Here is a 26,761-nt window from a genome sequence, read left to right as displayed (position 1 = left end):
CCCTCGATCGTTCCCACGCTCCGCGTGGTAACACCTCTTGTGACGCTCTGCGTCACGCTTTAGGACGCAGAGCGTCCTGGGCTGCATTCCCACGCGGAGCGAGGGAACGATCAAGCCGGGCTCCTCCAGGTGCGCGTATCTGTTTACGACATAGGCTTTGCCGGCAGACGCTGACGATTGCCACCGCACTGTTCTCTGCCCGCCATCCGTGTAGGGCAATCCCTACCCCCAACCTTCCATCCTGCTGATGTGATTCTCTCCTCGCCCCCGATTTCCGGGGGCTCGCGCCTGGACTACGCTTTGTGCCACAGCAGTCCAAAACAAAAGGTGCGGGTATGAGCGAGGTGGATTCAAATGATGTGCTGGTCAGCTTTCGTGGCGTGCAGAAGAGCTACGACGGCGAGAACCTGATCGTCAAAGACCTCAACCTGGAGATTCGCAAGGGCGAGTTCCTCACCCTGCTCGGGCCGTCCGGTTCGGGCAAGACCACCAGCCTGATGATGCTCGCCGGTTTCGAGACGCCGACCGCCGGGGAAATTTTGCTCGCCGGGCGCGCTATCAACAACGTGCCGCCGCACAAGCGCGACATCGGCATGGTGTTCCAGAACTACGCGCTGTTCCCGCACATGACGGTGGCAGAGAACCTGGCCTTCCCCTTGTCGGTGCGCGGCTTGAGCAAGACCGATATCAGCGAGCGGGTCAAACGCGTGCTGAGCATGGTCCAGCTGGATGCCTTCGCCCAGCGTTACCCGGCGCAACTCTCCGGCGGTCAGCAACAGCGCGTGGCCTTGGCCCGCGCGCTGGTGTTCGAACCGCAGCTGGTGTTGATGGACGAACCCCTCGGCGCCCTCGATAAACAACTGCGCGAACACATGCAGATGGAGATCAAGCACCTGCACCAGCGCCTCGGCGTGACCGTGGTGTACGTGACCCACGACCAGGGCGAAGCCTTGACCATGTCCGACCGCGTGGCGGTGTTCCACCAGGGCGAGATCCAGCAGATCGCCGCGCCGCGCACGTTGTACGAAGAGCCAAAAAACACGTTCGTCGCCAACTTCATCGGTGAGAACAACCGACTCAATGGCCGCTTGCACAGCCACACCGGCGAACGCTGTGTGGTGGAGTTGGCGCGCGGTGAAAAGGTTGAGGCGCTGGCAGTGAATGTCGGCCAGCTCGGCGGCCCGGTGACCCTGTCAGTACGCCCGGAGCGCGTCAGCCTCAACGGCTCCAGTGAATCCTGCGTCAACCGCTTCTCTGGGCGGGTGGCGGAATTTATCTACCTGGGCGACCACGTGCGTGTGCGCCTGGAAGTCTGCGGCAAGGCCGATTTTTTTGTGAAACAACCGATCGCTGAGCTGGACCCAGCGCTTGCGGTCGGCGACGTGGTACCGATTGGCTGGCAAGTCGAGCACGTTCGCGCACTCGACCCACTTCTAGAGGCGAATTAATCGCCCCATGGCTTCACCAACCCTGCACGTGGAGAGAACAACAATGTTGAGATCCCTTAAATATTCCGCCTTGGCCATCGGCTTGATGGGCGCGACACAGGCCATGGCAGGCCCGGACCTGACGGTCGTATCCTTCGGCGGCGCGAACAAGGCGGCTCAGGTCAAAGCCTTTTACGCACCGTGGGAAAGCGCGGGTAATGGCAAGATCGTCGCCGGTGAGTACAACGGTGAAATGGCCAAGGTCAAAGCCATGGTCGATACCAAGAGCGTGTCATGGGACTTGGTGGAAGTGGAGTCGCCGGAACTGTCCCGTGGCTGTGACGAAGACATGTTCGAACCGCTCGACCCGAAACTGTTCGGCAATAGCGCCGATTACGTGAAAGGCGCGATTCAGCCCTGCGGCGTGGGCTTCTTTGTGTGGTCCACCGTGCTGGCGTACAACGCCGACAAGCTGACCACTGCACCGACCAGTTGGGCGGATTTCTGGGATACCAAGAAATTCCCAGGCAAGCGCGGCCTGCGCAAAGGCGCCAAGTACACCCTGGAATTCGCCTTGATGGCGGACGGCGTGGCCCCCAAAGACGTGTACAAAGTGCTGGCTGGCAAAGACGGCCAGGATCGCGCGTTCAAGAAACTCGACGAACTCAAACCGTCGATCCAGTGGTGGGAAGCCGGCGCACAACCGCCGCAGTACCTGGCCTCGGGTGATGTGGTCATGAGCTCGGCCTACAACGGCCGCATCGCTGCCGTGCAAAAAGAAAGCAACCTGAAAGTGGTGTGGAACGGCGGCATCTACGACTTTGACGCCTGGGCCATCCCTAAAGGCCTGGCCAAGGACCGTGCCGAAGCGGCGAAGAAATTCATCGCCTTCTCGGTGCAGCCGCAACAGCAGAAGACCTACTCGGAAAACATCGCCTACGGCCCGGCCAATACCCAGGCTGTACCGTTGCTGGCCAAGGATGTGTTGAAAGACATGCCGACCACCCCGGAAAACATCGCCAACCAGGTGCAGATCGATGTGAGCTTCTGGGCGGATAACGGCGAGCAGCTCGAGCAGCGCTTCAATTCCTGGGCGGCCAAGTAACACCGCATATTCCTCTGTGAAAGCAGGCTGGTGTGGGAGCTGGCTTGCCTGCGATGGGATCGACTCGGTCTTTGAGTGACACCGAGGCGATGCCATCGCAGGCAAGCCAGCTCCCACAAAAAAGCACCGCTCACAGGGAACTCTTAGAAGATTTCCGGAGTTTGCCATGGTTATCGCCATTCCCAGCCCCACCCTCAAGCAGCGCCTGGCGCGTGCCGAGCGGCTCAACCGCTGGAAGGCCCAGGCCTTGATTGCGCCGCTGGTGCTGTTTTTGCTGCTGGTGTTCCTGGTGCCGATTGTTGCGCTGCTTTACAAAAGCGTCGGCAACCCGGAAGTGGTGGGCGGTTTGCCGCGTACCGTGGTGGCGGTCAAGACCTGGGACGGTCGCGGCCTGCCGGGTGAACCGGTGTATCAGGCGCTCAGCGAAGACCTGGGTGAAGCGCGTAAAAACCAGACGCTGGGCGACTTGTCCAAACGCTTGAACATGGAACTGGCCGGCTACCGCAGCCTGTTGACCAAAACCGCGCGGGCGCTGCCGTTTACCGAAGCGCCCGCCTCTTATAAGGAAGCGTTGGAAAACCTCGACGAACGCTGGGGCGACCCGGCGTACTGGCAGGCGATCCGGCGTAATACCAGCAGCCTCACGCCGTACTACCTGCTGGCGGCTGTCGATCACCGTATCAATGACCTTGGCGAAGTGGCCCCGGCCACGCCTGACCAGGCCATCTACCTGGACATCTTCGCCCGCACGTTCTGGATGGGCTTGGTAATAACCTTCATCTGCCTGCTGCTGGCCTACCCGTTGGCCTATTTGCTGGCCAACCTGCCGGCACGCAAAAGTAACCTGCTGATGATTCTGGTATTGCTGCCGTTCTGGACCTCAATCCTGGTAAGGGTGGCGGCGTGGATTGTATTGCTGCAGTCCGGTGGGCTGATCAACAGCGCATTGATGGGCATGGGGCTGATCGATAAACCCATGGAGCTGGTGTTTAACCGCACCGGGGTTTACATCTCGATGGTGCACATCCTGTTGCCCTTCATGATTTTGCCGATTTACAGCGTGATGAAAGGCATCTCGCCCACGTATATGCGTGCAGCGATTTCCCTGGGTTGCCACCCGTTTGCCAGTTTCTGGCGTGTGTACTTCCCGCAGACTTATGCCGGTGTCGGCGCCGGTTGCCTGCTGGTGTTTATCCTGGCGATTGGTTACTACATCACCCCGGCGCTGCTCGGCAGCCCGAACGACCAGATGGTCAGCTACTTCGTCGCGTTCTACACCAACACCAGCATCAATTGGGGTATGGCCACGGCGTTGGGCGGCTTGCTGCTGCTGGCGACCGTCGTGCTGTACCTGATCTACAACCGTCTGGTCGGCGCCAGTCGCCTGCGCCTGAGCTGAGGAGAGTTGGCGATGCTGAGCCCTTATATGTCACCCGTGGAGCGGGTGTGGTTCTACAGCTTGCGGATCCTGTGTGGCTTGATCCTGCTGTTCCTGATCTTGCCGGTGCTGGTGATTATCCCGCTGTCGTTCAACAGCGGCAGTTTCCTGGTGTACCCGCTGCAAGGCTTCTCGTTGCACTGGTATCAGGATTTCTTCGCCTCCGCCGAGTGGATGCGTGCATTGAAGAACAGCATCATTGTGGCCCCGGCGGCCACGGTGCTGGCGATGGTGTTCGGTACGCTGGCGGCGATTGGCCTGACGCGCGGCAACTTCCCCGGCAAGGCGTTGGTCATGGCCTTGGTGATTTCGCCGATGGTGGTGCCTGTGGTGATCATTGGCGTGGCCAGCTATCTGTTCTTTGCGCCACTGGGGCTGGGCAACAGCTTCCTCTCGCTGATTGTGGTACATGCCGTGCTGGGTGTGCCGTTTGTGATCATCACCGTGTCGGCCACGTTGCAGGGCTTCAACCACAACCTGGTGCGGGCGGCGGCCAGCCTGGGCGCCTCGCCGCTGACCGCGTTTCGCCGTGTGACCTTGCCGTTGATCGCGCCGGGGGTGATTTCCGGGGCATTGTTTGCCTTCTCGACGTCCTTTGATGAAGTGGTAGTGACGCTGTTTCTCGCCGGCCCCGAGCAAGCGACTTTGCCGCGCCAGATGTTCAGCGGCATCCGCGAAAATTTAAGCCCGACGATTGCCGCAGCGGCAACCTTGCTGATTGCGTTCTCGGTGCTGCTGTTGCTGACCCTTGAGTGGCTGCGAGGCCGCAGCGAGAAACTGCGCACCGCGCAAGTCTAAAGGCCGAAACCGGATCAAATGTGGGAGCTGGCTTGCCTGCGATAGCATCAACTCGGTATGTCAGGAAAACCGAGGCGGTCGCATCGCAGGCAAGCCAGCTCCCACACCGACCGAGCCATTCAGTGCGTGAATGCTGGGCAACCTGAAATACCCGGCTATTCTTGTGCCAGCCCATCATTAATAAGAGGCCGCGCACATGAGTACTTCCTCATTCAAGATCGCCCACAAACTGCTGACCGGCGCTGGCGCCATCGAACAACTGGCCGCCGAGCTCACGCGTCTTGATGTGGATAACCCGTTGATCGTTACCGATGCCGCGCTGGTCAAGTCCGGCACCGTGGCGCTGGCGCTCGAGCACCTGGGCGAGCGCACTTATGAGATTTTCGACCGTGTGCTGCCCGACCCGGAAATCGCGATCGTCGAGGACTGCATGCGCGTGTACCGCGAGGGCGGGCATGACGGCCTGATCGGCGTGGGCGGTGGCAGTGCCATCGACATCGCCAAGAGTGTCGCGGCCTATGCCGGTTACCACGGCGCGCTGGCGGACTTGTTCGGCGTCGACCAGGTGCCGCGCAAAGGCCCGCCGCTGATCGCCATCCCGACCACGGCCGGCACCGGTTCGGAGGTGACCAATGTGGCGATTCTCTCCGACAAGGCCGCACAACTGAAAAAAGGCATCGTCAGCGATTACTTATTGCCGGATGTTGCGCTGATCAGCCCGCAAATGACCCTCACGTGCCCGCGCAGTGTCACCGCCGCCAGTGGCGTGGATGCGCTGGTGCATGCCATCGAGTCCTACCTGTCGCTGAATGCCTCGCCGATCACTGACGCGCTGGCCATCGGCGCGATCAAGCTGATTGCCAATGCGCTGCCCAAGGCCTACGCCAACCCTGCCAACCTGCAGGCCCGCGATGATATGGCCACCGCCAGCCTGATGGCCGGCATGGCGTTCGGCAATGCTGGCGTCGGTGCAGTGCATGCCTTGGCGTACCCGCTGGGCGGGCGATTCAATATTGCTCACGGCGTGAGCAATGCGCTGTTGCTGCCCTACGTGATGCACTGGAACAAACTGGCCTGCGTGGAGCGCATGCAGGACATTGCCCAAGCCATGGGCGTGAATACCGCCGGGCTCAGCGTCAACGACGCCGCCGATCAGGCGGTCGAGGCGATGACGCGGCTGTGTGCCGCCGTGGAAATCCCGGCAGGGCTGCGCAGCTTTGGTGTGCCGGAAGACGCGATCCCCGCCATGGCGACGGAAGCGGCGGGCATTGAACGCCTGATGCGCAACAACCCGCGCAAGCTCAGCGCAGCGGATATCGAGAAAATCTACCGGGCGGCTTACTGACCATTGAGTTAGGTCACGGTGTGCTGGGTAAAGCATGAGGTATACAATGCGCGCCATCGTGATTTAGCTCAAAAAGGTGCGTCATGCAGCCCTTCGTTATCGCTCCATCGATTCTCTCCGCCGACTTCGCCCGCCTGGGTGAGGAAGTGGACAAGGTATTGGCCGCCGGTGCCGACTTCGTGCACTTCGATGTCATGGACAACCACTATGTGCCCAACCTGACCATCGGCCCGATGGTCTGCGCGGCACTGCGCAAGTACGGCATTACTGCGCCGATCGATGCGCACCTGATGGTCAGCCCGGTGGATCGCATCGTCGGTGACTTCATCGAGGCCGGCGCCACCTACATTACCTTCCATCCGGAAGCCACGCTGCACGTCGACCGCACCCTGCAACTGATCCGTGAAGGCGGTTGCAAGGCCGGCCTGGTGTTCAACCCGGCCACGCCGTTGAGCGTGCTGGAGTACGTGATGGACAAGGTCGACATGGTCTTGCTGATGAGCGTCAACCCAGGCTTCGGCGGGCAGAAGTTCATCCCCGGCACGCTGAACAAGCTGCGCGAAGCCCGTGCGCTGATCGATGCGTCGGGCCGTGATATCCGCCTGGAAATCGACGGTGGGGTCAACGTCAACAATATTCGCGAAATCGCCGCCGCTGGCGCTGACACCTTTGTGGCTGGCTCGGCGATCTTCAACGCCCCCAACTACCAGGAAGTCATCGACAAGATGCGGGCCGAACTGGCGCTGGCGCGTCCATGAGCGGTTTTGAGCAGTTGTTCCCCGGCAAACTGCCACGACTGGTGATGTTCGATCTGGACGGTACATTGATCGATTCGGTGCCAGACCTGGCGGCGGCGGTGGACGAGATGCTGCTCAAGCTGGGGCGAAAGCCAGCGGGCATCGAGGCGGTGCGTGAGTGGGTCGGCAACGGCGCGCAGATGCTGGTGCGTCGGGCCTTGGCCAACCATATTGATGCCGAAGGTGTGGATGAGGTTGAGGCCGAGCACGCCCTGGAACTCTTCAATGTTGCCTATGAAAGTAGCCATGAGCTCACCGTGGTTTACCCCGGCGTGCGCGACACGCTCAAGTGGCTGCACAAGCAAGGCGTGGAGATGGCGCTGATCACCAACAAGCCGGAGCGCTTTGTCGCGCCGCTGTTGGACCAGATGAAAATCGGCCGGTATTTCCGCTGGATCATCGGCGGCGACACCTTGCCGCAGAAAAAGCCTGACCCGGCGGCGCTGTTCTTTGTGATGAAAATGGCCAATATTCCGGCCTCGCAATCGTTGTTTGTCGGCGATTCGCGCAGTGATGTGCAAGCCGCCAAAGCCGCTGGCGTGCAGTGTGTGGCGCTGAGCTACGGCTACAACCACGGCCGACCGATCGCCGAGGAGTCGCCGGCGCTGGTGATTGATGATCTGCGACTGCTAATCCCCGGTTGCTTGGGAGCGGGCGCTGAGATAACGTTGCCCGACATCGAATCAACCCCTTCTGGAAATTCCATCGTGGTGGTCACTCGCAAACTCTGGATGAAAGTCATCAAGGCCCTGGCCCGCTGGCGTTGGCGCGCCTGACTGATCCTGGCCGCGTTGCGGCACGTTTGCACACCTGACCGTTTGACCCTCAAGCCACGAGGCACCTCATGATCCGCGAAGAATTCCTGCGTTTGGCCACTGCCGGCTATAACCGTATCCCCATGGCCTGCGAAACCCTGGCTGACTTCGATACGCCGCTGTCGATCTACCTCAAACTGGCCGACAAGCCCAATTCCTACCTGCTTGAATCGGTGCAGGGCGGCGAGAAGTGGGGCCGTTACTCGATCATCGGCCTGCCGTGCCGCACCGTGCTGCGTGTGCATGACCACCATGTGAGCATCACCCATGATGGCGTCGAGATCGAAAGCCATGACGTGGAAGACCCGCTGGCGTTCGTCGAAACCTTCAAGGCGCGCTACAACGTGCCGACCATTCCCGGTCTGCCGCGTTTCAACGGTGGCCTGGTGGGGTATTTCGGCTACGACTGCGTGCGCTACGTAGAAAAACGCCTGGGCAAATGCCCGAACCCGGACCCGCTGGGCGTGCCGGACATTCTGCTGATGGTCTCCGACGCGGTGGTGGTGTTCGACAACCTCGCCGGCAAGATGCACGCGATTGTCCTCGCCGACCCGTCCCAGGCCGATGCCTTCGAGCAAGGCCAGGCTAGCCTTGAGGCATTGCTGGAGAAACTGCGTCAGCCGATCACCCCACGCCGTGGCCTGGACCTCAGCCGTCCGCCGGCCGCCGACCCGATCTTTCGTTCAAGCTTTACCCAGGATGACTACGAGCGCGCGGTCGACACCATCAAGGAATACATCCTTGCCGGTGACTGCATGCAGGTGGTGCCGTCGCAACGCATGTCCATCGACTTCAAGGCGGCGCCAATTGATCTGTACCGCGCGCTGCGGTGCTTCAACCCGACGCCGTACATGTACTTCTTCAACTTCGGAGACTTCCACGTGGTGGGCAGTTCGCCGGAAGTGCTGGTGCGGGTCGAAGACAACCTCATCACCGTGCGCCCGATAGCCGGCACACGCCCGCGTGGCGCGACCGAAGAGGCCGACCTGGCGCTGGAAGAAGACCTGCTGAGTGACGACAAGGAAATTGCCGAACACTTGATGCTGATCGACCTGGGCCGCAACGACACCGGGCGGGTTTCGGAAATCGGTTCGGTGAAGCTCACCGAGAAGATGGTCATCGAGCGGTATTCCAACGTGATGCACATTGTGTCCAACGTCACCGGCGAGCTGAAAGCCGGGTTGACCGCGATGGACGCACTGCGGGCGATTCTGCCGGCGGGCACTTTGTCGGGCGCGCCGAAGATTCGCGCGATGGAGATCATCGACGAACTGGAGCCGGTTAAACGAGGTGTGTATGGCGGCGCCGTGGGGTATTTCGCCTGGAACGGCAATATGGACACTGCGATTGCGATCCGCACCGCCGTGATCAAGGACGGCGAGCTGCATGTGCAGGCGGGTGGCGGGATTGTGGCTGACTCGGTGCCGGCCCTGGAATGGGAAGAAACCCTGAACAAACGCCGCGCGATGTTCCGGGCTGTGGCGTTGGCAGAGCAAACGCCGCAAAGCTAAAGTCAGACATTGGACAACCTGTGGGAGCAGGCAAGCCAGCTCCCACAGTTGTTTTGTGGGGCGTTTAAGATCCGCTTAGAAATCCAGACTCACCCCCACACTGACGCCTTGCTGGGTAAAACTGTCATCCTTCCTCACGTTATACGCCGCCCGTAGCGCCAGCTCCTGAGTCAGCTTGTGGCTGACCCCCAGACTCAATCGGTCCGAATTGCTGCGCGGCGTGTAGCCGTCCAGCTTGAAGTCGATCCCGGGCACGCTGTTGAGCGACATCTTTACCTTCTGGGTGTCGTTTTCGAACTCATGCTCGTGGGCCACTTCGCCAAACACTTGGGTTTGCGGCGTAATCCGGTAGCTGCCCTGCAGGCCGACGCCCAGGCGTTTGGAGTCGCGTTGCTGGTCATCGAAGGTCAGCGCGGTGGAGCGGTTGTCCTTTTCCGAATAACCATCGACTTCGACCCGCGAATAGTCCGCGCTGATGAACGGTGACAAATGCCAGTCGCTGCCGGCGCCGGCAATGTCATAACCCAAACGGCCGCTCAAGGCCCAGAGCCAGCCATCGGTGTCGCCTTTTTCGGCGCCTTCGCTGACGCCCAGGGCGAACTTGCGCTTGAGGCTGTCGAAGTCCAGCTTGCCGCCGGTCAGCGCCGCATCGGCCCACCAGTGGTTTTGCTGATATTGCGCGAAGGCGGTGCCCATGTAGCTGTTGAGCTTGTAGTCCGAATCGCGGGCGCCGGCTTCGAGTGTCTGGCGATACAAGCCGGCGGCCACGCCGACGCGCCAGTTTTCGTCGAGGCGATAGCTGCCGCCGACGTTCACGTTGTAGCCACTGCCGTCGCCGCTGGCCGAACTGCGTTGATCATCAAAGTCCAAATGCTGGCCACCACCGGCGACAATCGCGCGCCATTGGCCGACGGCCTGCCAGTTGCCATTGTCGGCTTGCCACTGGTTGCGCAGCTCATCCTGGTGGGCGCGCAAGGTGCCCTGGGCCATCTCCGGCAGCAAGGTCACTTCCCACGGCGCGGCGAGCAGCGAGTAGGCGTAGTCGGCGATCAACTGTTGCCCGGCGATGGTGGGGTGCACCGAGTCGTTATAGATCAGCTTGGTCGGGTCCGGGGTGGCGCCGCCAATGCCATACACCGGGTTGGCGGTGCAGCCGTTGCCGCTGAAGCAGGTGCCTGTGAGGTTTTGCCCGGTGGCCAGGCCAAAGCGCGCAGGGTTGGCGAAGGTTTCATTGAGCAGTAACGGGATGTTCAGCGGGATGACCTGGGCGTCGATCTGCGACAGGCGCTGCACCAGCGCCTGGTTGAAAATGCTGCTCAGGGCCGAGCTGGCGCCTTGCGCGGGCGTGCCGTTGATGGCGGGTGTCAAGCCCAGGTCGGGCAGCATCCACACCATGATGTAGCGCGCGCCGGCCTGTTGCAGGGCTTGGGCGCTGTCGGCCAGGCGCCCGCCGGCGGCCACGGCCTGGCCCGGGCTGAGGACGCGCCCTTGCAGAAAGTCATTACCGCCACCGGATAGGAAATACAACGCGTTCGGGTCAGCCCGCCCGCCGTTGGCCGGCAGATAACCCTGACGGCTGCGCAGTACGGTGCCACCACCGGCGTTGCCGGGCGGGATCGCCGCATTGGAGACCGAGGTGATGGAATCGAGGATATTGTCGGTACGGTAGCCGCCGACCGCCCAGTTATTACCATCCGGCAAACCTTGGGCGGCACGTACCGGCGAGGTGGAGGCGTTCAGGTCGTTGGGTGCCACGCCCAGCTTGCCGCCCAAAAGCGTAGATGACACCAGGCCATAATCGCCCTGGAATGTCGGCCCGGTGCGGTTGGTAAAGCGCAAGGTGGCGCCGGCCGAGCCATCGGGGAATTGGCCGGCGTCGGCCAGGCTGTCGCCGAACACGACCATGGTTGAGTAAGGTGAAGGTGCTGCAAACGCCTGCGCGCAGGCCAGTGACAGGAGGCAGCCGGCAAGGGGCGCAAAAAACGGTGGTCTGAGCATGCGAAATTCCATTTAGTTGTTTTTGTGTCGGAAGCGAAACACTAGCAATGTAGTGAGGGTTTTATTCGAAGAAAACAGTTTTTTCTTACAAATACTCGGTGGTGACCCCCGGAATCGCTGCTCCATATTGCACCGCTGGCGAGGCTACGTTACTGTGCCTGAACGTATGAATGAGACCCTCCCCGTGTTGATCATCAGCAAACTCTTGATGCGAGTAGTCAAGGCACACGCCCGTTGGCGTTGGCGCGCCTGACATTTTTCTCTGCCGGCTCGGCCGGACCTGTACCGATTTGCCTTCTTCACCCTTTGTTTGACGCCCCTTGCCGGCTCACCCTGGCAACCGGAACGTGCGTCTGGCAGCGGGACACTCTCTTGGAAGGCGGTCATTCGAAATCAGTGAATTCAAGAGGTTTGAACCCACATGTTGCTGATGATTGATAACTACGATTCCTTTACCTACAACGTTGTGCAGTACCTGGGCGAACTCGGCGCCGAGGTCAAGGTGGTGCGCAACGACGAACTGACGGTCGCCGAAATCGCTGCCCTGAACCCGGAGCGCATCGTGGTTTCGCCTGGCCCGTGCACGCCGACCGAAGCGGGCATCTCCCTCGAAGCCATCCAGTATTTCGCCGGTAAATTGCCGATCCTGGGCGTGTGCCTGGGTCACCAGTCCATCGGCCAGGCGTTTGGTGGTGACGTGGTGCGTGCGCGCCAAGTGATGCATGGCAAAACCAGCCCGGTGTTCCATAAAGACCTCGGCGTATTCCACGGCCTCAACCTGCCGGTGACAGTCACTCGCTACCACTCGCTGGTGGTCAAGCGTGAAACCCTGCCCGAGTGCCTGGAGCTGACCGCCTGGACTCAGCTGGAAGACGGCTCGGTCGACGAGATCATGGGCCTGCGTCACAAGACACTGAATATCGAAGGGGTGCAATTTCACCCCGAATCAATCCTGACCGAGCAGGGCTACGAGCTGTTCGCCAACTTTCTCAAGCAGAGCGGCGGCACGCGCTAAGGACTTTCCATGGATATCAAGACTGCCCTGAGCCGTATCGTCGGCCATCTGGACCTGAGCACCGCTGAAATGAGCGATGTGATGCGCGAGATCATGACTGGCCAATGCACTGACGCGCAGATCGGCGCGTTCATGATGGCGATGCGCATGAAGAGCGAGAGTATCGACGAAATCGTCGGCGCCGTGTCAGTGATGCGTGAGCTGGCCGACAAGGTTGAGCTCAAGACCCTCGACGGCGTGGTCGATGTGGTCGGTACCGGCGGCGACGGTGCGAATATTTTCAACGTGTCGACGGCTTCCTCCTTTGTGGTGGCGGCAGCCGGTTGCACCGTGGCCAAACACGGTAACCGTGCGGTGTCGGGCAAAAGCGGCAGCGCCGACTTGCTGGAGGCGGCTGGTATTTATCTGAACCTGACGCCGGTGCAAGTGGCGCGCTGCATCGACAGCGTGGGCATTGGCTTCATGTTTGCCCAGTCCCACCACGGCGCCATGAAACACGCCGCCGGCCCGCGCAAGGACCTTGGCCTGCGCACCCTGTTCAACATGCTTGGCCCGCTTACGAATCCGGCCGGTGTGAAACATCAGGTGGTCGGTGTGTTCAGCCAGGCGCTGTGCCGGCCGTTGGCCGAAGTGTTGCAGCGTCTGGGCAGCAAGCACGTGCTGGTGGTGCATTCCAAGGATGGCCTGGACGAATTCAGCCTGGCGGCACCGACCTTCGTGGCGGAGCTGAAGAATGACCAGGTCAGCGAATATTGGGTCGAGCCCGAAGACCTCGGCATGAGAAGCCAAAGCTTGCATGGCCTGTCGGTGGAAAGCCCGGCGGCCTCGCTGGAGTTGATCCGTGATGCCTTGGGGCGCCGCAAGACAGAAAACGGCCAGAAAGCCGCAGAAATGATTGTTCTGAATGCTGGCGCGGCACTTTACGCGGCGGACCACGCCTATAGTCTTAAGGAAGGTGTCGCCTTGGCCCACGATGCGTTGCACACCGGTCTGGCTCGCGAAAAGCTCGAAGAACTGGGAGCCTTTACCGCTGTGTTCAAAATGGAGAATGAAGGATGAGTGTCCCGACCGTTCTGGAAAAAATCCTCGCGCGCAAGGCTGAAGAGGTGGCCGAGCGCCGTGCCCGTGTGAGCCTGGCTGAGCTGGAGGGCTTGGCAAAAAGCGCCGACGCGCCGCGTGGTTTTGCCGCTGCGCTGATCAAGCAGGCGAAGGAAAAGCAGCCTGCCGTGATTGCCGAGATCAAAAAAGCTTCGCCCAGCAAAGGCGTGATTCGCGAAGTTTTCATTCCTGAAGACATTGCCAAGAGCTATGAGAAGGGCGGCGCAACCTGCCTGTCCGTGTTGACCGATATCGACTTCTTCCAGGGTTCCGACCTGTTCCTGCAACAGGCCCGCGCCGCGTGCAAGTTGCCGGTGATCCGCAAGGACTTCATGGTTGACCCGTACCAGATCGTCGAAGCCCGCGCCTTGGGCGCCGATTGCGTGCTGCTGATCGTCTCCGCGCTGGACGACGTGAAGATGGCCGAGCTGGCGGCCGTGGCCAAAAGCGTAGGCCTGGACGTACTGGTAGAAGTGCACGATGGCGATGAGCTGGAGCGCGCGCTGAAAACCCTCGACACGCCGTTGGTGGGGGTTAATAACCGTAACCTGCACACCTTTGAAGTCAGCCTGGAAAATACCCTCGACCTGTTGCCGCGTATTCCGCGTGATCGGTTGGTGATTACCGAGAGCGGCATCGTCAACCGCGCCGACGTAGAGCTGATGGAAATCAGCGGTGTGTTTTCGTTCCTGGTGGGTGAGACATTTATGCGCGCCGAGAACCCAGGTGCGGAATTGCAGCGTCTGTTCTTCCCGGAGCGTGGCGTGGCGGTGAGTGGTTCCACCCTCGACTGATTTGAAATACGGTCAAAAATGTGGGAGCTGGCTTGTGTGGGAGCTGGCTTGCCTGCGATAGCATCACCTCGGTGTTTCTGGAAGACCGCGGTGCCTTTATCGCAGGCAAGCCAGCTCCCACATTTGGTTTTGTGTTTGTTCAGATGATAGGTGTCCGATGATCGAGCCGGTGTCGATGACAGTTGAAGCAGGACTTGCCGCCGAGCAAGACTTGCTCGCGGCCGTTTGCGCCGGTGAACAGGCATTCGGGCTACTGTTCTGGCAGCCAAATGACCAGGCTTTGGTGATGCCGCGCCGTTTGAGCCGCTTGCCGGCTTTTGACGCGGCCAGCCAGGTTTCGGCTGCTGCCGGTTGGCCGGTGCTACTGCGCGAGACCGGCGGAGAGCCGGTGCCGCAGTCGGCCGCCACGGTCAATATCGCGCTGGTTTACGCGCCGCCACGCAGCGAAGGTGATCAAGGCCGCATCGAAACCGGTTATCAGCGTTTGTGCCAGCCGATCTGTGATTTGCTGATTGAGTTGGGCGGTGACGCTTCTGTTGGCGAAATCGACGGCGCCTTTTGCGACGGTCGCTATAACGTCAACCTCAACGGCCGCAAGATGGTCGGCACTGCCCAGCGCTGGCGACAAAGTGGCGGCCGCCCAGTAGGTTTGGTGCACGGTGCATTGTTGCTGGATAACGACCGCGATGAGCTGATTGCGGCGGTCAATCGTTTCAATGAGGCCTGCGGCCTCGACCAGCGGGTGCGTGCCGACAGCCATATCGCGTTGCACGAAGCCTTTCCCGCACCGGATGCCATCACCCGACTGGACGTGTTGTACCGTCAGATGCTGGCCGGATTCCTGCCGGCTTAACGCGTACCGAACACCACCATCGTCTTGCCTTTGACGTGTACCAGGTTGCGCTCTTCCAAGTCCTTGAGCACACGACCGACCATTTCCCGTGAACACCCGACAATGCGTCCGATCTCCTGGCGCGTGACTTTGATCTGCATGCCGTCAGGGTGGGTCATGGCGTCGGGCTGTTTGCACAGTTCCAGCAGGCAACGGGCTACGCGGCCGGTGACATCAAAGAACGCCAGGTCACCCACTTTGCGCGTGGTGTCGCGCAAGCGCTGGGCAATCTGACCGCTTAAGGCGTAGAGAATGTCGGGATCATGTTGGGCCAGTTCGCGAAACTTGGCATAGCTGATCTCGGCGACTTCACACTCAACCTTGGCCCTCACCCAGGCACTGCGCTCCTGCTCTTTGCCCGCTTGTTCAAACAGCCCCAGCTCACCGAAGAAATCCCCGGTATTGAGGTACGCGATGATCATCTCGCGGCCGTCTTCATCTTCAATCAGGATGGTGACCGAGCCCTTGATAATGAAGAACAGCGTCTCGGAGCGTTCGCCAGCGCAAATGATGTTGTGCTTGGCCGGGTAACGCCGGCGCTGGCAATGCATCAACAATTTGTCGAGGTTCTTGATCTTGGGTGTGGGAGCAAGAGCAACCATGGTTGTATCCCGAAAAGACTGCACGGTGTGGTTGGAATTATTTTTATCCAGCGGTAATGGCATTGATACACGCTGTACAAAGGATGGCAATGCGCCATTGAATTGGCGCCAGCTTAACAGACACATTCTGCCTCGATTAAGGAATTTAGCGGGCAAACGTTGTCATTGATCGTTTTCATACCGGGCGCTGCGGGTTCAAGACCCTGTGCTAAGCTGGCGACCCTTTTTTAGCAGTGGAGTCTGGGCGATGAAGGCACGCATCCAATGGGCGGGTGAGGCCATGTTCCTCGGTGAGTCGGGCAGTGGCCATGTGGTAGTTATGGACGGCCCGCCGGACGCCGGTGGCCGTAACCTGGGTGTACGCCCGATGGAAATGCTCCTGCTCGGTGTTGGCGGTTGCAGCAATTTCGACGTGGTCAGCATCTTGAAGAAGTCCCGCCAGGCCGTCGAAAGCTGCGAAGCCTTCCTGGAAGCGGAGCGGGCCACTGAAGACCCCAAGGTGTTTACCAAGATCCACATGCATTTCGTGGTCAAGGGCCGGGCGTTGAAGGAAGCTCAGGTCAAGCGTGCCATCGAGCTGTCGGCCGAGAAGTATTGCTCTGCATCGATCATGCTTGGCGCGGCCGGCGTGGCCATCACCCATGATTACGAGATTATCGAGCTGGGTTGATTGCCAGTCGACAATAGAAAAGGGCGCCTGTTGAGGGCGCCCTTTTTTGTGCGGCATTGTTTAAATTCGATAGGTGCTTTTGGTCATGACCTTGGCCAGTACGCTCATGCCAAACCTCACGGGCGCCGGGAAGCGGAAGCCGCCTGCATCCAGTGCGCTTTCTGCGTGGTGTTCTTCATCAATGCGCATCTGTTCAAGAATCGCCCGCGACTTTTCGTCTTCGGCCGGCAGTTGTTCCAGGTGTTCATCCAGGTGTTTGCACACCTGATGCTCGGTCGCAGCCACAAAACCGAGGCTGACCTTGTCGCTGATCAGGCCGGCAGCGGCGCCGATACCGAACGACAAACCATAAAACAGTGGGTTGAGCACGCTGGGATGGCTACCGAGCTGGCGAATGCGCTGCTCGCACCAGGCCAGGTGGTCGATTTCTTCTTCGGCCGCATGTTCCATCGCTGCGCGTACTTGCGGCAGCTTGGCGGTCAGCGCCTGGCCTTGATACAGCGCCTGGGCACAGACTTCACCGGTGTGGTTGATGCGCATCAGGCCGGCGACGTGGCGGGTGTCGGTCTCGCTCATCTGCGCGTCGGGCTGCACGATGGCGGGCGAAGGCCGGTACGGTTGGCCGCTGAAGGGCAGCAGTGTGCGCATGGCCATGTCGGCTTGCAGCAACAGACGGTCAATCGGCGAGTAGTGACGTTGGGTAGTCATGCTGACCTCCGGGAAGAATCTCGGCGGCCAGTTTACCGCAAGAGAAGGCGATGCGTTTGCGCTGTGTCAATTTGCCCCTGTGGCGAGGGAGCTTGCTCCTGCCCGACGGCGTAGCCGTCGCAAACTCCCCGCAACAATCAGCCCGGCGGCCAGTTCATCTGGCGCTGACCCAGCACGTGCATATGGATGTGATAAACAGTCTGCCCGCCATCCTCGTTGCAGTTCATCACCACGCGAAAGCCCTTCTCGCAGCCTTGCTCTACGGCCAGCCGTTGAGCGGTGAACAGAATATGGCCAGCGAGGGCTTTGTCTTCTTCGGTGAGGTCGTTGAGGGTACGGATCGGCTTTTTCGGAATGACCAGAAAATGCACGGGTGCCATTGGGGCAATATCGTGGAAGGCGAGGACTTGGTCATCTTCATAGATGATCTTCGCAGGTATTTCTCTGTTGATGATCTTGGTGAACAGAGTATCCACAGCTGTTTCTCCATTATGAAAGTGTAGAACGAGTGTACCGAGGCCGTCAGCGCGGGCAATAGGCCTTGTTGATGGCGCCGGCAATCTTGCGGGTCAGCCAGCGTGGGCTCAAGCGCGGGCTGAAGGCCAGCCAGCGGTTGCGTCGCCCGGGAATAATGATGGCTTTGTTCTTTTCCAGCGCGCGCACGGTGTAGAGCGCCACTTCTTCCGGGCTCATCAGTTGACCACTGCGGTCGAGCTTGGCGGTGTCCATTTGCGCGGTGCCGAAGAATGCCGTGCGCGTGGGGCCGGGACACAGCACCGAGACCTTGATACCGCAGGTCTTCAACTCTTCGCGCAAGCCTTCGGAGAAGTGCAGCACATACGCCTTGCTGGCGTAATAGCTGCTCATCCAGGGGCCGGGCTGGAAGGCTGCGACCGAGGCCACGTTGAGAATCTGCCCGCCGCCATGCAGCGCCATGGCGTTGCCTAGGGCGTGGCACATGCGGGTGAGGGCCAGGATGTTGACTTCGATCAGGTCCTGCTCGGTCATCCAGTCCTGGGCAAGGAACGGCCCGCTGGTGCCCATGCCGGCGCAGTTGACCAGCAGGTCGATCTGCCGCTCGCCTTCTTCAAGTTCCAGCAGGAACCCGGACAAACGCAGGGGTTCGCCCAGGTCGCAGGCACGAAACAGCACCTCGACGCCGAAACGCTGAGTCAATTCAATTGCAATGCTTTCCAACTGATCACGCTGGCGGGCCACCAGAATCAAGCTACGGCCGCGACGGGCCAGTGCTTCGGCCAAAGCCAGGCCGATGCCACTGGAGGCGCCGGTGATCAGAGCGTAACGGGTCATGCCTTTCTCCATCGCAACGCCGCCGAGCCTGTGACAGAGGCATCACAGGCGGCGGGGCGTTTCTTCACTGTTCTGGAGAGTCTACAGGTTCGGCTGCGTCCTCAGCACTTTGCACGCTTTCTTCTTCATCTACGGTGACGCTTTGATCGGTGGCGTCATCGGCGGTGATGGAGCTGCTTTCGTAGCTGCTGTCCATATTGGCTTCGAGTTGGTTCAGGTAGCCGTTCATGCCCAGCGTCACCACAATGGCGAGCATCACCGGAATAAACGCCAGCCACAGGGTCGCCAACACTTTGACTGCCGTGGAGTTGCGCGGCGGCGGCGGGCCATATTGGTTGGCGCCTGCATTGCCCGGCAATACCAGCAGCAAGATTGGGAAGATGCTGTTGACCACTGGCACAAGGTTGAGGAAGTACAGCCAGCCGGACCAGCCCAGGTCGTGCAGGCGTTGCACACCGATTTGCACGCTCACCCACACCAGTGCAACAAACAAGGCCAAGCCCAGCAGCACCCCGAGGATGGTGCCGGCAGTCGGCGAGGCGGTTGCCACGGCGAAGCTCGCGGTACTGATGATGCCACCGGCCACCAACAGCGCCAGGGTCAATACCAGCGTCCAGGCCAGATAACGCAAGCGGCCGATGCGACCGTGGATGGTGAACACTTTAAGGGTTGAGTATTCCTCGGTGTACTCACCCACGGCAGCACGCGGTGGTGCATAGGGCGAAGCCGCAGGGCGCGAGAAGTCTGCAGTGCTGGCGTCGGTTTCGTGGGTTTCGGCCAGGTTGAAGGTTACCGGCTGCTCGGCTTCGATACGTGCATCGATGCCGGCGTTTTTCAGCGCTGTAAGGTAGGTTTCGGCATCGGCACGGGAAAGGTCGCGCTTGAGTGCGACCGGGCGGCCGGTGAAAAGCTTTTCGATGGCTGCCACATCACTTTTGAACAGCTCGGCGAGGTTCAGCTTGGCGGTGGTGCTTTCGACACCCGGGAGCAGGGCTCCGTCAAACACAATCTTGAAACGGCTGTCGCTCATGCGGGCATCCTTGTCACTTGTTCAGGGAGGGGGTTTGCAGGCCTGCACACATGGGCAGGCCTGCTATTGAGTTTAACGGGGCCAGCGCAACTGCGCTGCCTTCTCGCGTGCCTTGCGGTATTCGGCATCCAGGCGGGCAATCAGTTCATCGACGCTGGGCAAATCATCAATCTGGCCGACACCTTGGCCGGCTGACCATACGGTTTTCCAGGCCTTGGCCTCATCGCTTAACGGCTTGAGCTTGGAGCCGAAGTTGACTTCGCCTTTGCCCTGCAGGGCGGCGAGGTCGAAACCGGCGTTTTCCAAACTCTGGCGCATGAAGCTTGCGGGTACGCCGGACACCGCAGGAGTGTGCACGATGTCGGCGGCGCGCGATGTGAGCAGCATCTCTTTATAAGCGTCCGGGGCGTGGCTTTCGGTGGTGCCGATAAAGCGCGTGCCGAAATACGCCAGGTCTGCGCCCAGCAGTTGGGCTGCGAGTATCTCATGACCATGGTTGAGGCAGCCGGCCAACAGCAGGGTTTTATCAAAGAACTGGCGAATCTCGGCGATCAGCGCGAACGGGCTCCAGGTACCGGCATGGCCACCGGCGCCCGCTGCCACGGCGATCAGGCCGTCAACACCGGCTTCTGCGGCTTTCTCGGCATGTCGGCGGGTGGTGACGTCGTGAAACACCAGGCCACCGTAGCTGTGGACCGCATCCACCAGCTCCTTGACCGCGCCCAGGCTGGTGATGACGATCGGCACCTTGTGCTCGACGCAGATCGCCAGGTCGGCCTCAAGCCTTGGGTTGCTGTTATGCACGATCAGGTTGACGGCATAGGGCGCGGGGTTGTCCAGCTGTGCCAGGCCCGCTTCGATTTCCTCCAGCCAGGCCTTGAAACCGCTGCTTTCGCGCTGGTTAAGTGCCGGGAAACTCCCAACCACGCCATTGCGACAGCACGCCAGCACGAGTTGCGGGTTGGAAATCAGAAACATCGGCGCAGCCACCACGGGTAGGCGCAGACGTTGTTCGAGCGAAGCGGGCAGTGACATTGGAGGTTCCCCGAGTAATTGAAATTAGAACGGTTTGACCACGACCAAAATTACGATAGCCAGCAATATCAGAACCGGCACTTCATTGAACCAGCGATAAAAGACATGGCTGCGGGTATTTTCGCCACGGGCGAAACGTTTTACTTGGGCGCCGCACATATGGTGGTAGCCGATCAGCAGCACCACCAGGGTAAGTTTGGCGTGGATCCAGGCACCGGATTGAAAAATGGCCGGGTTCAGGTAGATCAGCCAGCCGCCGAATATCAGGGTAGCGATCATTGCCGGCCCCATGATGCCGCGGTACAGCTTGCGCTCCATGACGCTGAAGCGTTCTTTGCTGACGGTGTCCTCACTTTGCGCGTGGTAGACGAACAGGCGTGGCAGGTAAAACAGCCCGGCAAACCAGCAGACGATACTGACGATATGGAAGGCTTTGATCCATAGATAGAGCATTTCTAGTTATTCCCAGGTTCACGGTAACTGAAGATAGTAGTGGCTCATGCGCCTGTACGTCACGTTGACGGTTGTCGCAGGACGATACGGCCCCTATTATCGACGGCTTTCCAGTGGGTTCGTTGAGGGCAGGTTTATGGTCAAGGTCGGTATCGTCGGCGGCACGGGTTACACCGGTGTCGAATTGCTGCGTCTGTTGGCTCAGCATCCGCAAGCTGAGGTGGTGGTCATCACTTCCCGATCCGAGGCCGGGTTGGCCGTGGCCGATATGTACCCGAACCTGCGAGGCCACTATGACGGCCTGGCGTTCAGCGTGCCGGACATCAAGACCCTGGGCGCGTGCGATGTGGTGTTCTTCGCCACGCCTCACGGGGTTGCGCATGCACTGGCCGGCGAATTGCTGGCGGCGGGTACCAAGGTCATCGACCTGTCAGCCGACTTCCGCTTGCAGGACGCCGATGAGTGGGCCAAGTGGTACGGCCAGCCACACGGCGCGCCTGAGTTGCTGGAAGAGGCGGTGTACGGTCTGCCGGAAGTCAATCGTGAGCAAATCAAGCAAGCACGCCTGATTGCCGTGCCAGGTTGCTATCCGACCGCAACGCAGCTGGGGTTCCTGCCGTTGCTGGAAGCGGGTCTGGCCGACACTTCGCGCTTGATCGCCGACTGCAAGTCGGGTGTGAGTGGCGCCGGCCGTGGTGCAGCTGTAGGTTCGCTGTACTCCGAGACGTCGGAAAGCATGAAGGCCTACGCGGTTAAAGGGCATCGTCACTTGCCGGAAATTCGCCAGGGGCTGCGCCGCGCGGCCGGTAAAGACGTGGGCCTGACCTTCGTGCCGCACCTGACGCCGATGATTCGTGGCATTCACTCCACGCTCTACGCCACGGTTGTCGACCGTTCGGTAGACCTGCAGGCGCTGTTCGAAAAGCGTTATGCCAATGAACCGTTCGTCGATGTGATGCCGGCCGGCAGCCACCCGGAAACCCGTAGCGTGCGCGGTGCGAACGTATGTCGCATTGCCGTGCACCGTCCACAGGATGGCGATTTGGTGGTGGTGTTGTCGGTAATCGATAACCTGGTCAAGGGCGCGTCGGGCCAGGCGGTGCAGAACCTGAACATCCTCTTCGGCCTGGACGAGAAGCTGGGCCTGTCCCACGCGGGCATGCTGCCTTAAGGCGGTTTAGCGGTTAAGCAAAAGGCCCGTTGATCGGGCCTTTTGTGTTTTTAATGGCGGCAGCGCAGATTGATATACCGTAACAATAGTTGACCGCTTTTCTAGGAGAAGCGGATAATGCTCGCCATTACGCATATGGCGGCGCTACGCCGGGAGATTATCAGCATGAGCGTTGAATCCTTCACCCCCACGGCTTTGCAATTCACCCACGGTGCTGCGCACAAGGTGAAGAACCTGGTCGATGAAGAGGGTAATGATCGCTTGAAGCTGCGCGTATTCGTTACGGGCGGCGGTTGTTCAGGGTTTCAGTACGGTTTTACCTTTGATGAAGATGTGGCCGACGATGACACCATCGTCGAGCGCGAGGGCGTCAGCCTGGTCGTGGACCCGATGAGCTTCCAATACCTGGCGGGTGCCGAGGTGGATTATCAGGAAGGTCTGGAAGGGTCGCGTTTCGTGATCAAGAACCCTAATGCCACCACGACCTGTGGTTGCGGGTCTTCTTTCTCGATCTGATCAGCAGCCTGATCTTCAGCAAATAAAAAAACGCCGCTTGGCTTTGATAGGCCAAGCGGCGTTTTGCTGCCTGCAGGTTTAGGCTGGGTAGATCGCGCCTAATACCCGAAGCCCGCGCGCGCCAGTGACACTTGGGCGGTTGGCGGCGATGCCCTCAAGGCAGCAATGGGCCAGCCAGGCGAAGGCCATGGCTTCAACCCAATCGGGGTCCACGCCGTAAGTGGCGGTGCTGCTGACCTGAGTGGACGGCAACAACGCTGCCAAGCGCTTCATCAGCGTGGCGTTATGCGCGCCGCCGCCACAGACCAGCAGGGTTTCGGTGTCGGTTTGTGCGGATTGCAGGGACTCGACGATGGTCAGCGCGGTCAGTTCAAGCAGGGTCGCTTGCACATTCTCTGCCTGAAACGCTGGCAATCTGGCCAGGTGGTGTTGCAGCCATCCCAGGTTGAATACTTCGCGGCCAGTGCTTTTCGGGCCTTTGGTCAGGAAGAACGGGTCGCTGAGCAGTGCGTTGAGTAGTGCAGGCTCGACCTGGCCACCGGCCGCCCATTGGCCATCGCGATCAAAGTGCTCGCCACGTTGATTGTGGATCCACGCATCCAGCAGCACGTTGCCCGGGCCGCAATCGAAGCCAGCTACGGGCTTGTCGGTCTCGATCAGGCTGAGATTGCTGAAGCCGCCGACATTCAGCACGGCGCGGTTGCCGGCACGTTCGCCGAACAAGGCTTCATGAAAGGCGGGCACCAAGGGGGCGCCTTGACCGCCGGCGGCCACATCGCGGCTGCGGAAATCACTGACGACGGTAATGCTCGTCAGCTCTGTGAGCAGGGCAGGGTTGCCGATTTGAACGGTAAAGCCTCGAGCGGGTTCATGGCGGATCGTCTGGCCGTGGCTGCCGATCGCGCGTATGTCCTGAGGCTTGAGGGCGTGTTGTTCCAGTAAGGCATGGATGCCTTTGGCCGCCAGTGTCACCCAGTGTTGCTGGGCGAGCGCCGAACGGGCGATCTCATCCGGGCCGCTGGCGCACAGGCTTAACAGCTCAGTGCGCAGATCGTCCGGCATGGGGATGTAGTGCGTGCCGATCAAGTTGATCGCCGGGTTCTGTTCGATCAGGGCGATATCCAGGCCATCAAGACTGGTCCCGGACATCACACCTATATAGAGCGGCATACCTTAGCGCTTCGCCGAGGCCAGCAGGGTGGAGCGCTCCTGGTCCATGCGTGCCATCAATGGCTGGCTTTGTTGCAGGAAGCGCGCGCGCTCGGCTTTGGCTATCGGGTCGGCCATTGGCAGCTTTTGGCCCAGTGGGTCGACGTGGACGCCGTTCACCTGGAACTCATAGTGCAAATGCGGGCCGGTGGACAGGCCGGTGGTGCCGATATAGCCGATAACCTGGCCCTGCTTCACGTTGCTGCCGGTCGAAACGCCTTTGGCGAACCCCTGCATGTGGCCATAGAGGGTACGGTAGGTATTGCCGTGCTGGATGATCACGGTATTGCCGTAGCCACCGCGGCGGCCGGCGAGCAACACTTTGCCATCACCGGCGGCCTTGATCGGCGTACCACGAGGGGCGGCATAGTCGACGCCTTTGTGGGCGCGGATCTTGTTGAGGATCGGGTGCTTGCGGCCCATGGAGAAGCGCGAACTGATGCGGGCAAAGTCCACCGGCGTGCGGATGAAGGCTTTGCGCATGCTGTTGCCATCGGCGGTGTAGTAGCTGGTGTTGCCTTGTTTGTTGGTGTAGCGCACTGCGGTGTAGGTCTTGCCACGGTTGGTAAACCGCGCAGATAGAATCGCACCGGTCCCGACGACTTTGCCGTTGGCGACTTTCTGCTCGTAAATCACGTCAAATTCGTCACCCTGACGGATGTCCTGGGCGAAGTCGATGTCGTAGCCAAACACGCTGGCCATGTCCATGGTCATGCTGTGGGACAAGCCGGCACGCGCAGCCGACTGTGACAGCGAACTGTTGATGACGCCATGCACGTAGGCGGAGCGCGTCACCGGCTTGGTGGTGATGCGGTTGAACGCAAAGCCTTTGGTGCCTTTAGTCAGGGCAATGCTTTCTAGGTCGCTGACAGTGCTATGCAGGCTTTTGAGCTGACCGTCGGCAGCCAATTCGAATTCAAGCTTCTGGCCATGTTTGAGCTGGGTGAATTGTTTGGCTTGTTTATCGCTGGCCAACACCTCATTAACCGTAGCAGCGGGCAGACCAACCTTTTCAAACAGCGTTGAAAGGGTGTCGCCTTTAGCGACGGTCACTTCGCGGTGCAGCGGATTTTTTGGAGTGACTGGCGCAGGCGGCTCCTGAGTCGCCTGCCGGGTGTCTTCCGGGGTGGTTTCTATCTGTGCAAATGGAGATTGTGTCGGTGCGTTTGTGGCTTGTTGTGCGTCGGAAGCGTCTTGATCTTGTGTCAGTTGTTCAACTGGACTTTCCAGGTCAAGGCTCAGGGATGTTCGTTTGGCTTCTACGTCACTGGAAGGGAATACCAGGAGTGCCAGGCTGAGAAGGGCGGCGATACCACTTGCGGCGAGCAGGTGGGTCTTCGGGTAAAGCGGCGGCGCTTTAGACGGTTCTGTGGTCATAGGTAATTTTGACTTTGAAGATGAAATGGAAAAGATGAATGACATGATGAAGATGAAATAACTGTATAAAATATAACCAAATCATCTGTGGCGCAAGCTCGCGAACGCTGGGCTTGCTGAACGGTGTCCGTGCGCGGGACAAAACTTGTAATTAGTCCCTGATCTTGTATGGTTGGTTCCCTTTTGAATCTGAGCCTTGCGGGTCTGTTATGAAGTCGGTTGAAGAGCAGCTAGCGCTGATAAAACGTGGTGCGGAAGAACTGTTGGTCGAGGCCGAGCTGATCGAAAAGCTCAAGCGTGGCCAACCCCTGCGTATTAAGGCTGGCTTCGATCCGACCGCGCCGGATCTGCACCTGGGTCATACCGTGCTTATTAATAAGCTGCGCCAGTTCCAGGAGCTGGGGCATCAAGTCATCTTCCTTATAGGTGACTTCACCGGGATGATCGGTGATCCGAGCGGCAAAAGCGCAACGCGTCCGCCGCTGACCCGTGAGCAGGTTCTCGATAATGCCGAGACCTACAAGACTCAAGTGTTCAAGATTCTTGATCCGGCCAAGACCGAGGTGGCGTTCAACTCCACCTGGATGGATCAGATGGGGCCGGCCGACTTCATTCGCCTGACTTCCCAATACACCGTGGCACGCATGCTTGAGCGTGATGACTTCGATAAGCGTTATTCCACCAATCAGCCGATCGCGATTCACGAGTTCCTCTACCCGCTGGTGCAGGGCTATGACTCGGTGGCATTGCGCGCGGACGTCGAGCTGGGCGGCACTGACCAGAAGTTCAACCTGCTGATGGGGCGCGAGCTGCAGCGTGCGTATGGGCAAGAAGCTCAGTGCATTCTGACCATGCCGTTGCTGGAAGGGTTGGATGGCGTCAAGAAGATGTCCAAGTCCCTGGGTAACTACGTCGGTATCCAGGAAGCGCCGGGTGTGATGTACGGCAAGCTTGTGTCGATTCCTGATGCGCTGATGTGGCGTTATTTCGAGCTGTTGAGCTTCCGCTCGATGGATGAGATCAATGCGTTGCGCGCTGAAGTCGAGGCGGGTGCGAACCCTCGTGACGTGAAGATCAAGTTGGCGGAAGAGATCGTCGCGCGCTTCCATGGTGAAGAGGCTGCGGCCAGTGCTCACCGCGCGGCTGGTAACCGCATGAAGGATGGCGAGCTGCCGGATGATCTGCCAGAGATCGAATTGGCTGCGGCTGAGGCGATGCCGATTGCTGCTGTACTTAATAAGGCGGGCCTGGTTAAGAACTCCGCGGTCGCGCGCGACCTGTTGGGTTCCGGTGGTGTGCGTATAGATGGTGAGGTTGTCGATCGCACCTTTATCTACGAGCTGGGCGCTACCCACGTTTGTCAGGCTGGAAAGAAGGCATTTGCGCGTATTACGCTCAAAGCCGAATAAAACTGAAATGAGGGATTGACGGCGTTTTATATCTGTCTATAATTCGCCCCACTTCCGGCGCAGTCGAAACGGAAAACTCCTTGGTAAACAACGAGTTACGAAGTTTTCGGCAGCAAGTTGCTTCAGTTCATCGAAGCCAAAAGGAAGTTGAAAAAGAGGTGTTGACAGCAGCGTGTAACGCTGTAGAATTCGCCTCCCGCTAACGAGAGATCGTAAGCGCAAGTGGTTGAAGTTGTT

26 protein-coding genes are annotated in these 26,761 nt (G+C 59.9%); 16 read left to right on the top strand and 10 right to left on the bottom strand.

Going from position 1 to position 26,761, the window contains the following annotated elements:
* Positions 1 to 335: 335 nt before the first annotated feature.
* From HBO23_RS31545 to trpE, 8 genes are all read left to right on the top strand, one after another.
* The gene (locus HBO23_RS31545; RefSeq protein ID WP_017138072.1) at positions 336 to 1,448 is read left to right on the top strand and encodes an ABC transporter ATP-binding protein; all 1,113 of its coding nucleotides are present in this window, start codon (positions 336 to 338) and stop codon (positions 1,446 to 1,448) included.
* Positions 1,449 to 1,491: 43 nt separating this feature from the next.
* Positions 1,492 to 2,532 (top strand): ABC transporter substrate-binding protein, encoded by a 1,041-nt coding sequence (locus tag HBO23_RS31540; RefSeq protein WP_170040778.1) that lies wholly within the window; start codon positions 1,492 to 1,494, stop codon positions 2,530 to 2,532.
* 166 nt (positions 2,533 to 2,698) lie between these two features.
* Positions 2,699 to 3,931 (top strand): ABC transporter permease, encoded by a 1,233-nt coding sequence (locus HBO23_RS31535; protein ID WP_017138074.1) that lies wholly within the window; start codon positions 2,699 to 2,701, stop codon positions 3,929 to 3,931.
* 12 nt (positions 3,932 to 3,943) lie between these two features.
* Entirely contained in the window at positions 3,944 to 4,768 is an 825-nt protein-coding gene (locus tag HBO23_RS31530) for an ABC transporter permease (RefSeq protein ID WP_017138075.1), read from the top strand.
* Positions 4,769 to 4,964: 196 nt separating this feature from the next.
* On the top strand, positions 4,965 to 6,113 hold the full coding sequence (locus tag HBO23_RS31525) for an iron-containing alcohol dehydrogenase (protein WP_017138076.1): 1,149 nt from the start codon (positions 4,965 to 4,967) through the stop codon (positions 6,111 to 6,113).
* Between the two features lie 83 nt (positions 6,114 to 6,196).
* Positions 6,197 to 6,871, top strand: coding sequence for a ribulose-phosphate 3-epimerase (gene rpe / locus HBO23_RS31520; RefSeq protein WP_017138077.1), 675 nt, complete (start codon positions 6,197 to 6,199; stop codon positions 6,869 to 6,871).
* Positions 6,868 to 7,686, top strand: coding sequence for a phosphoglycolate phosphatase (locus tag HBO23_RS31515; RefSeq protein WP_017138078.1), 819 nt, complete (start codon positions 6,868 to 6,870; stop codon positions 7,684 to 7,686). The genes rpe and HBO23_RS31515 overlap by 4 nt, the downstream gene beginning before the upstream one ends.
* A 68-nt stretch (positions 7,687 to 7,754) precedes the next feature.
* Entirely contained in the window at positions 7,755 to 9,236 is a 1,482-nt protein-coding gene (gene trpE, locus HBO23_RS31510; protein ID WP_017138079.1) for an anthranilate synthase component I, read from the top strand.
* A gap of 75 nt (positions 9,237 to 9,311) precedes the next feature.
* Here trpE and estP read toward each other — a convergent pair whose 3' ends face one another.
* Positions 9,312 to 11,234, bottom strand: coding sequence for an esterase EstP (gene estP / locus HBO23_RS31505; RefSeq protein WP_138449309.1), 1,923 nt, complete (start codon positions 11,232 to 11,234; stop codon positions 9,312 to 9,314).
* Positions 11,235 to 11,655: 421 nt separating this feature from the next.
* On the opposite strand from estP, the gene HBO23_RS31500 reads away from it, so the two are divergent.
* The 4 genes from HBO23_RS31500 (at position 11,656) to HBO23_RS31485 (ending at position 14,994) form a co-directional block, all read left to right on the top strand.
* Complete coding sequence (locus tag HBO23_RS31500; protein ID WP_053258301.1) at positions 11,656 to 12,249, top strand: aminodeoxychorismate/anthranilate synthase component II; 594 nt, start codon at positions 11,656 to 11,658, stop codon at positions 12,247 to 12,249.
* A 9-nt stretch (positions 12,250 to 12,258) separates the two neighbouring features.
* The gene (gene trpD / locus HBO23_RS31495) at positions 12,259 to 13,308 is read left to right on the top strand and encodes an anthranilate phosphoribosyltransferase (protein WP_017138082.1); all 1,050 of its coding nucleotides are present in this window, start codon (positions 12,259 to 12,261) and stop codon (positions 13,306 to 13,308) included.
* Positions 13,305 to 14,141 (top strand): indole-3-glycerol phosphate synthase TrpC, encoded by an 837-nt coding sequence (gene trpC / locus HBO23_RS31490; RefSeq protein ID WP_017138083.1) that lies wholly within the window; start codon positions 13,305 to 13,307, stop codon positions 14,139 to 14,141. The genes trpD and trpC overlap by 4 nt, the downstream gene beginning before the upstream one ends.
* A 157-nt stretch (positions 14,142 to 14,298) precedes the next feature.
* The gene (locus tag HBO23_RS31485) at positions 14,299 to 14,994 is read left to right on the top strand and encodes a lipoate--protein ligase family protein (protein WP_017138084.1); all 696 of its coding nucleotides are present in this window, start codon (positions 14,299 to 14,301) and stop codon (positions 14,992 to 14,994) included.
* On the opposite strand, the gene crp is transcribed toward HBO23_RS31485, so the two are convergent.
* Complete coding sequence (gene crp, locus HBO23_RS31480) at positions 14,991 to 15,635, bottom strand: cAMP-activated global transcriptional regulator CRP (RefSeq protein WP_017138085.1); 645 nt, start codon at positions 15,633 to 15,635, stop codon at positions 14,991 to 14,993. The two genes, HBO23_RS31485 and crp, sit on opposite strands and share 4 nt — an antisense overlap.
* 247 nt (positions 15,636 to 15,882) lie before the next feature.
* Here crp and HBO23_RS31475 point away from each other — a divergent pair, with 247 nt between their 5' ends.
* On the top strand, positions 15,883 to 16,305 hold the full coding sequence (locus HBO23_RS31475; RefSeq protein WP_017138086.1) for an OsmC family protein: 423 nt from the start codon (positions 15,883 to 15,885) through the stop codon (positions 16,303 to 16,305).
* 60 nt (positions 16,306 to 16,365) lie between these two features.
* Here the strand turns inward: HBO23_RS31475 and coq7 are convergent, their stop codons facing one another.
* From coq7 to hemJ, 6 genes are all read right to left on the bottom strand, one after another.
* On the bottom strand, positions 16,366 to 17,013 hold the full coding sequence (gene coq7, locus HBO23_RS31470) for a 2-polyprenyl-3-methyl-6-methoxy-1,4-benzoquinone monooxygenase (protein ID WP_017138087.1): 648 nt from the start codon (positions 17,011 to 17,013) through the stop codon (positions 16,366 to 16,368).
* 137 nt (positions 17,014 to 17,150) lie between these two features.
* Positions 17,151 to 17,489: a histidine triad nucleotide-binding protein gene (locus tag HBO23_RS31465; protein ID WP_003210943.1), complete on the bottom strand. Its 339-nt coding sequence runs from the start codon at positions 17,487 to 17,489 to the stop codon at positions 17,151 to 17,153.
* A 46-nt stretch (positions 17,490 to 17,535) separates the two neighbouring features.
* Positions 17,536 to 18,324: an SDR family oxidoreductase gene (locus HBO23_RS31460; RefSeq protein ID WP_017138088.1), complete on the bottom strand. Its 789-nt coding sequence runs from the start codon at positions 18,322 to 18,324 to the stop codon at positions 17,536 to 17,538.
* 64 nt (positions 18,325 to 18,388) lie between these two features.
* Positions 18,389 to 19,354: a DUF805 domain-containing protein gene (locus HBO23_RS31455; protein WP_138449317.1), complete on the bottom strand. Its 966-nt coding sequence runs from the start codon at positions 19,352 to 19,354 to the stop codon at positions 18,389 to 18,391.
* Positions 19,355 to 19,426: 72 nt separating this feature from the next.
* Positions 19,427 to 20,389, bottom strand: coding sequence for a nitronate monooxygenase family protein (locus HBO23_RS31450; protein ID WP_138449319.1), 963 nt, complete (start codon positions 20,387 to 20,389; stop codon positions 19,427 to 19,429).
* 24 nt (positions 20,390 to 20,413) lie between these two features.
* Entirely contained in the window at positions 20,414 to 20,842 is a 429-nt protein-coding gene (gene hemJ / locus HBO23_RS31445; protein WP_017138091.1) for a protoporphyrinogen oxidase HemJ, read from the bottom strand.
* A 136-nt stretch (positions 20,843 to 20,978) separates the two neighbouring features.
* On the opposite strand from hemJ, the gene argC reads away from it, so the two are divergent.
* The gene (argC, locus tag HBO23_RS31440; RefSeq protein ID WP_017138092.1) at positions 20,979 to 22,013 is read left to right on the top strand and encodes an N-acetyl-gamma-glutamyl-phosphate reductase; all 1,035 of its coding nucleotides are present in this window, start codon (positions 20,979 to 20,981) and stop codon (positions 22,011 to 22,013) included.
* Between the two features lie 165 nt (positions 22,014 to 22,178).
* Positions 22,179 to 22,529, top strand: a complete 351-nt coding sequence (erpA, locus tag HBO23_RS31435) for an iron-sulfur cluster insertion protein ErpA (RefSeq protein WP_170040788.1) — start codon at positions 22,179 to 22,181, stop codon at positions 22,527 to 22,529.
* 78 nt (positions 22,530 to 22,607) lie between these two features.
* Here erpA and HBO23_RS31430 read toward each other — a convergent pair whose 3' ends face one another.
* A complete protein-coding gene (locus HBO23_RS31430; RefSeq protein WP_170040777.1) occupies positions 22,608 to 23,699 on the bottom strand; it encodes an anhydro-N-acetylmuramic acid kinase in 1,092 nt (363 codons plus the stop codon).
* A 3-nt stretch (positions 23,700 to 23,702) separates the two neighbouring features.
* A complete protein-coding gene (locus HBO23_RS31425; RefSeq protein ID WP_170040776.1) occupies positions 23,703 to 25,115 on the bottom strand; it encodes a peptidoglycan DD-metalloendopeptidase family protein in 1,413 nt (470 codons plus the stop codon).
* A 209-nt stretch (positions 25,116 to 25,324) separates the two neighbouring features.
* Here HBO23_RS31425 and tyrS point away from each other — a divergent pair, with 209 nt between their 5' ends.
* Positions 25,325 to 26,524, top strand: coding sequence for a tyrosine--tRNA ligase (gene tyrS, locus HBO23_RS31420; RefSeq protein WP_170040775.1), 1,200 nt, complete (start codon positions 25,325 to 25,327; stop codon positions 26,522 to 26,524).
* The last annotated feature ends 237 nt before the right edge of the window (positions 26,525 to 26,761 follow it).

Source organism: Pseudomonas sp. WS 5532 (genome assembly GCF_012985445.1).
Classification (GTDB): Bacteria; Pseudomonadota; Gammaproteobacteria; order Pseudomonadales; family Pseudomonadaceae; genus Aquipseudomonas; species Aquipseudomonas edaphica.
Note: the sequence above shows the minus strand (reverse complement) of the source record. Positions and strands in the feature narration are given on the sequence as shown.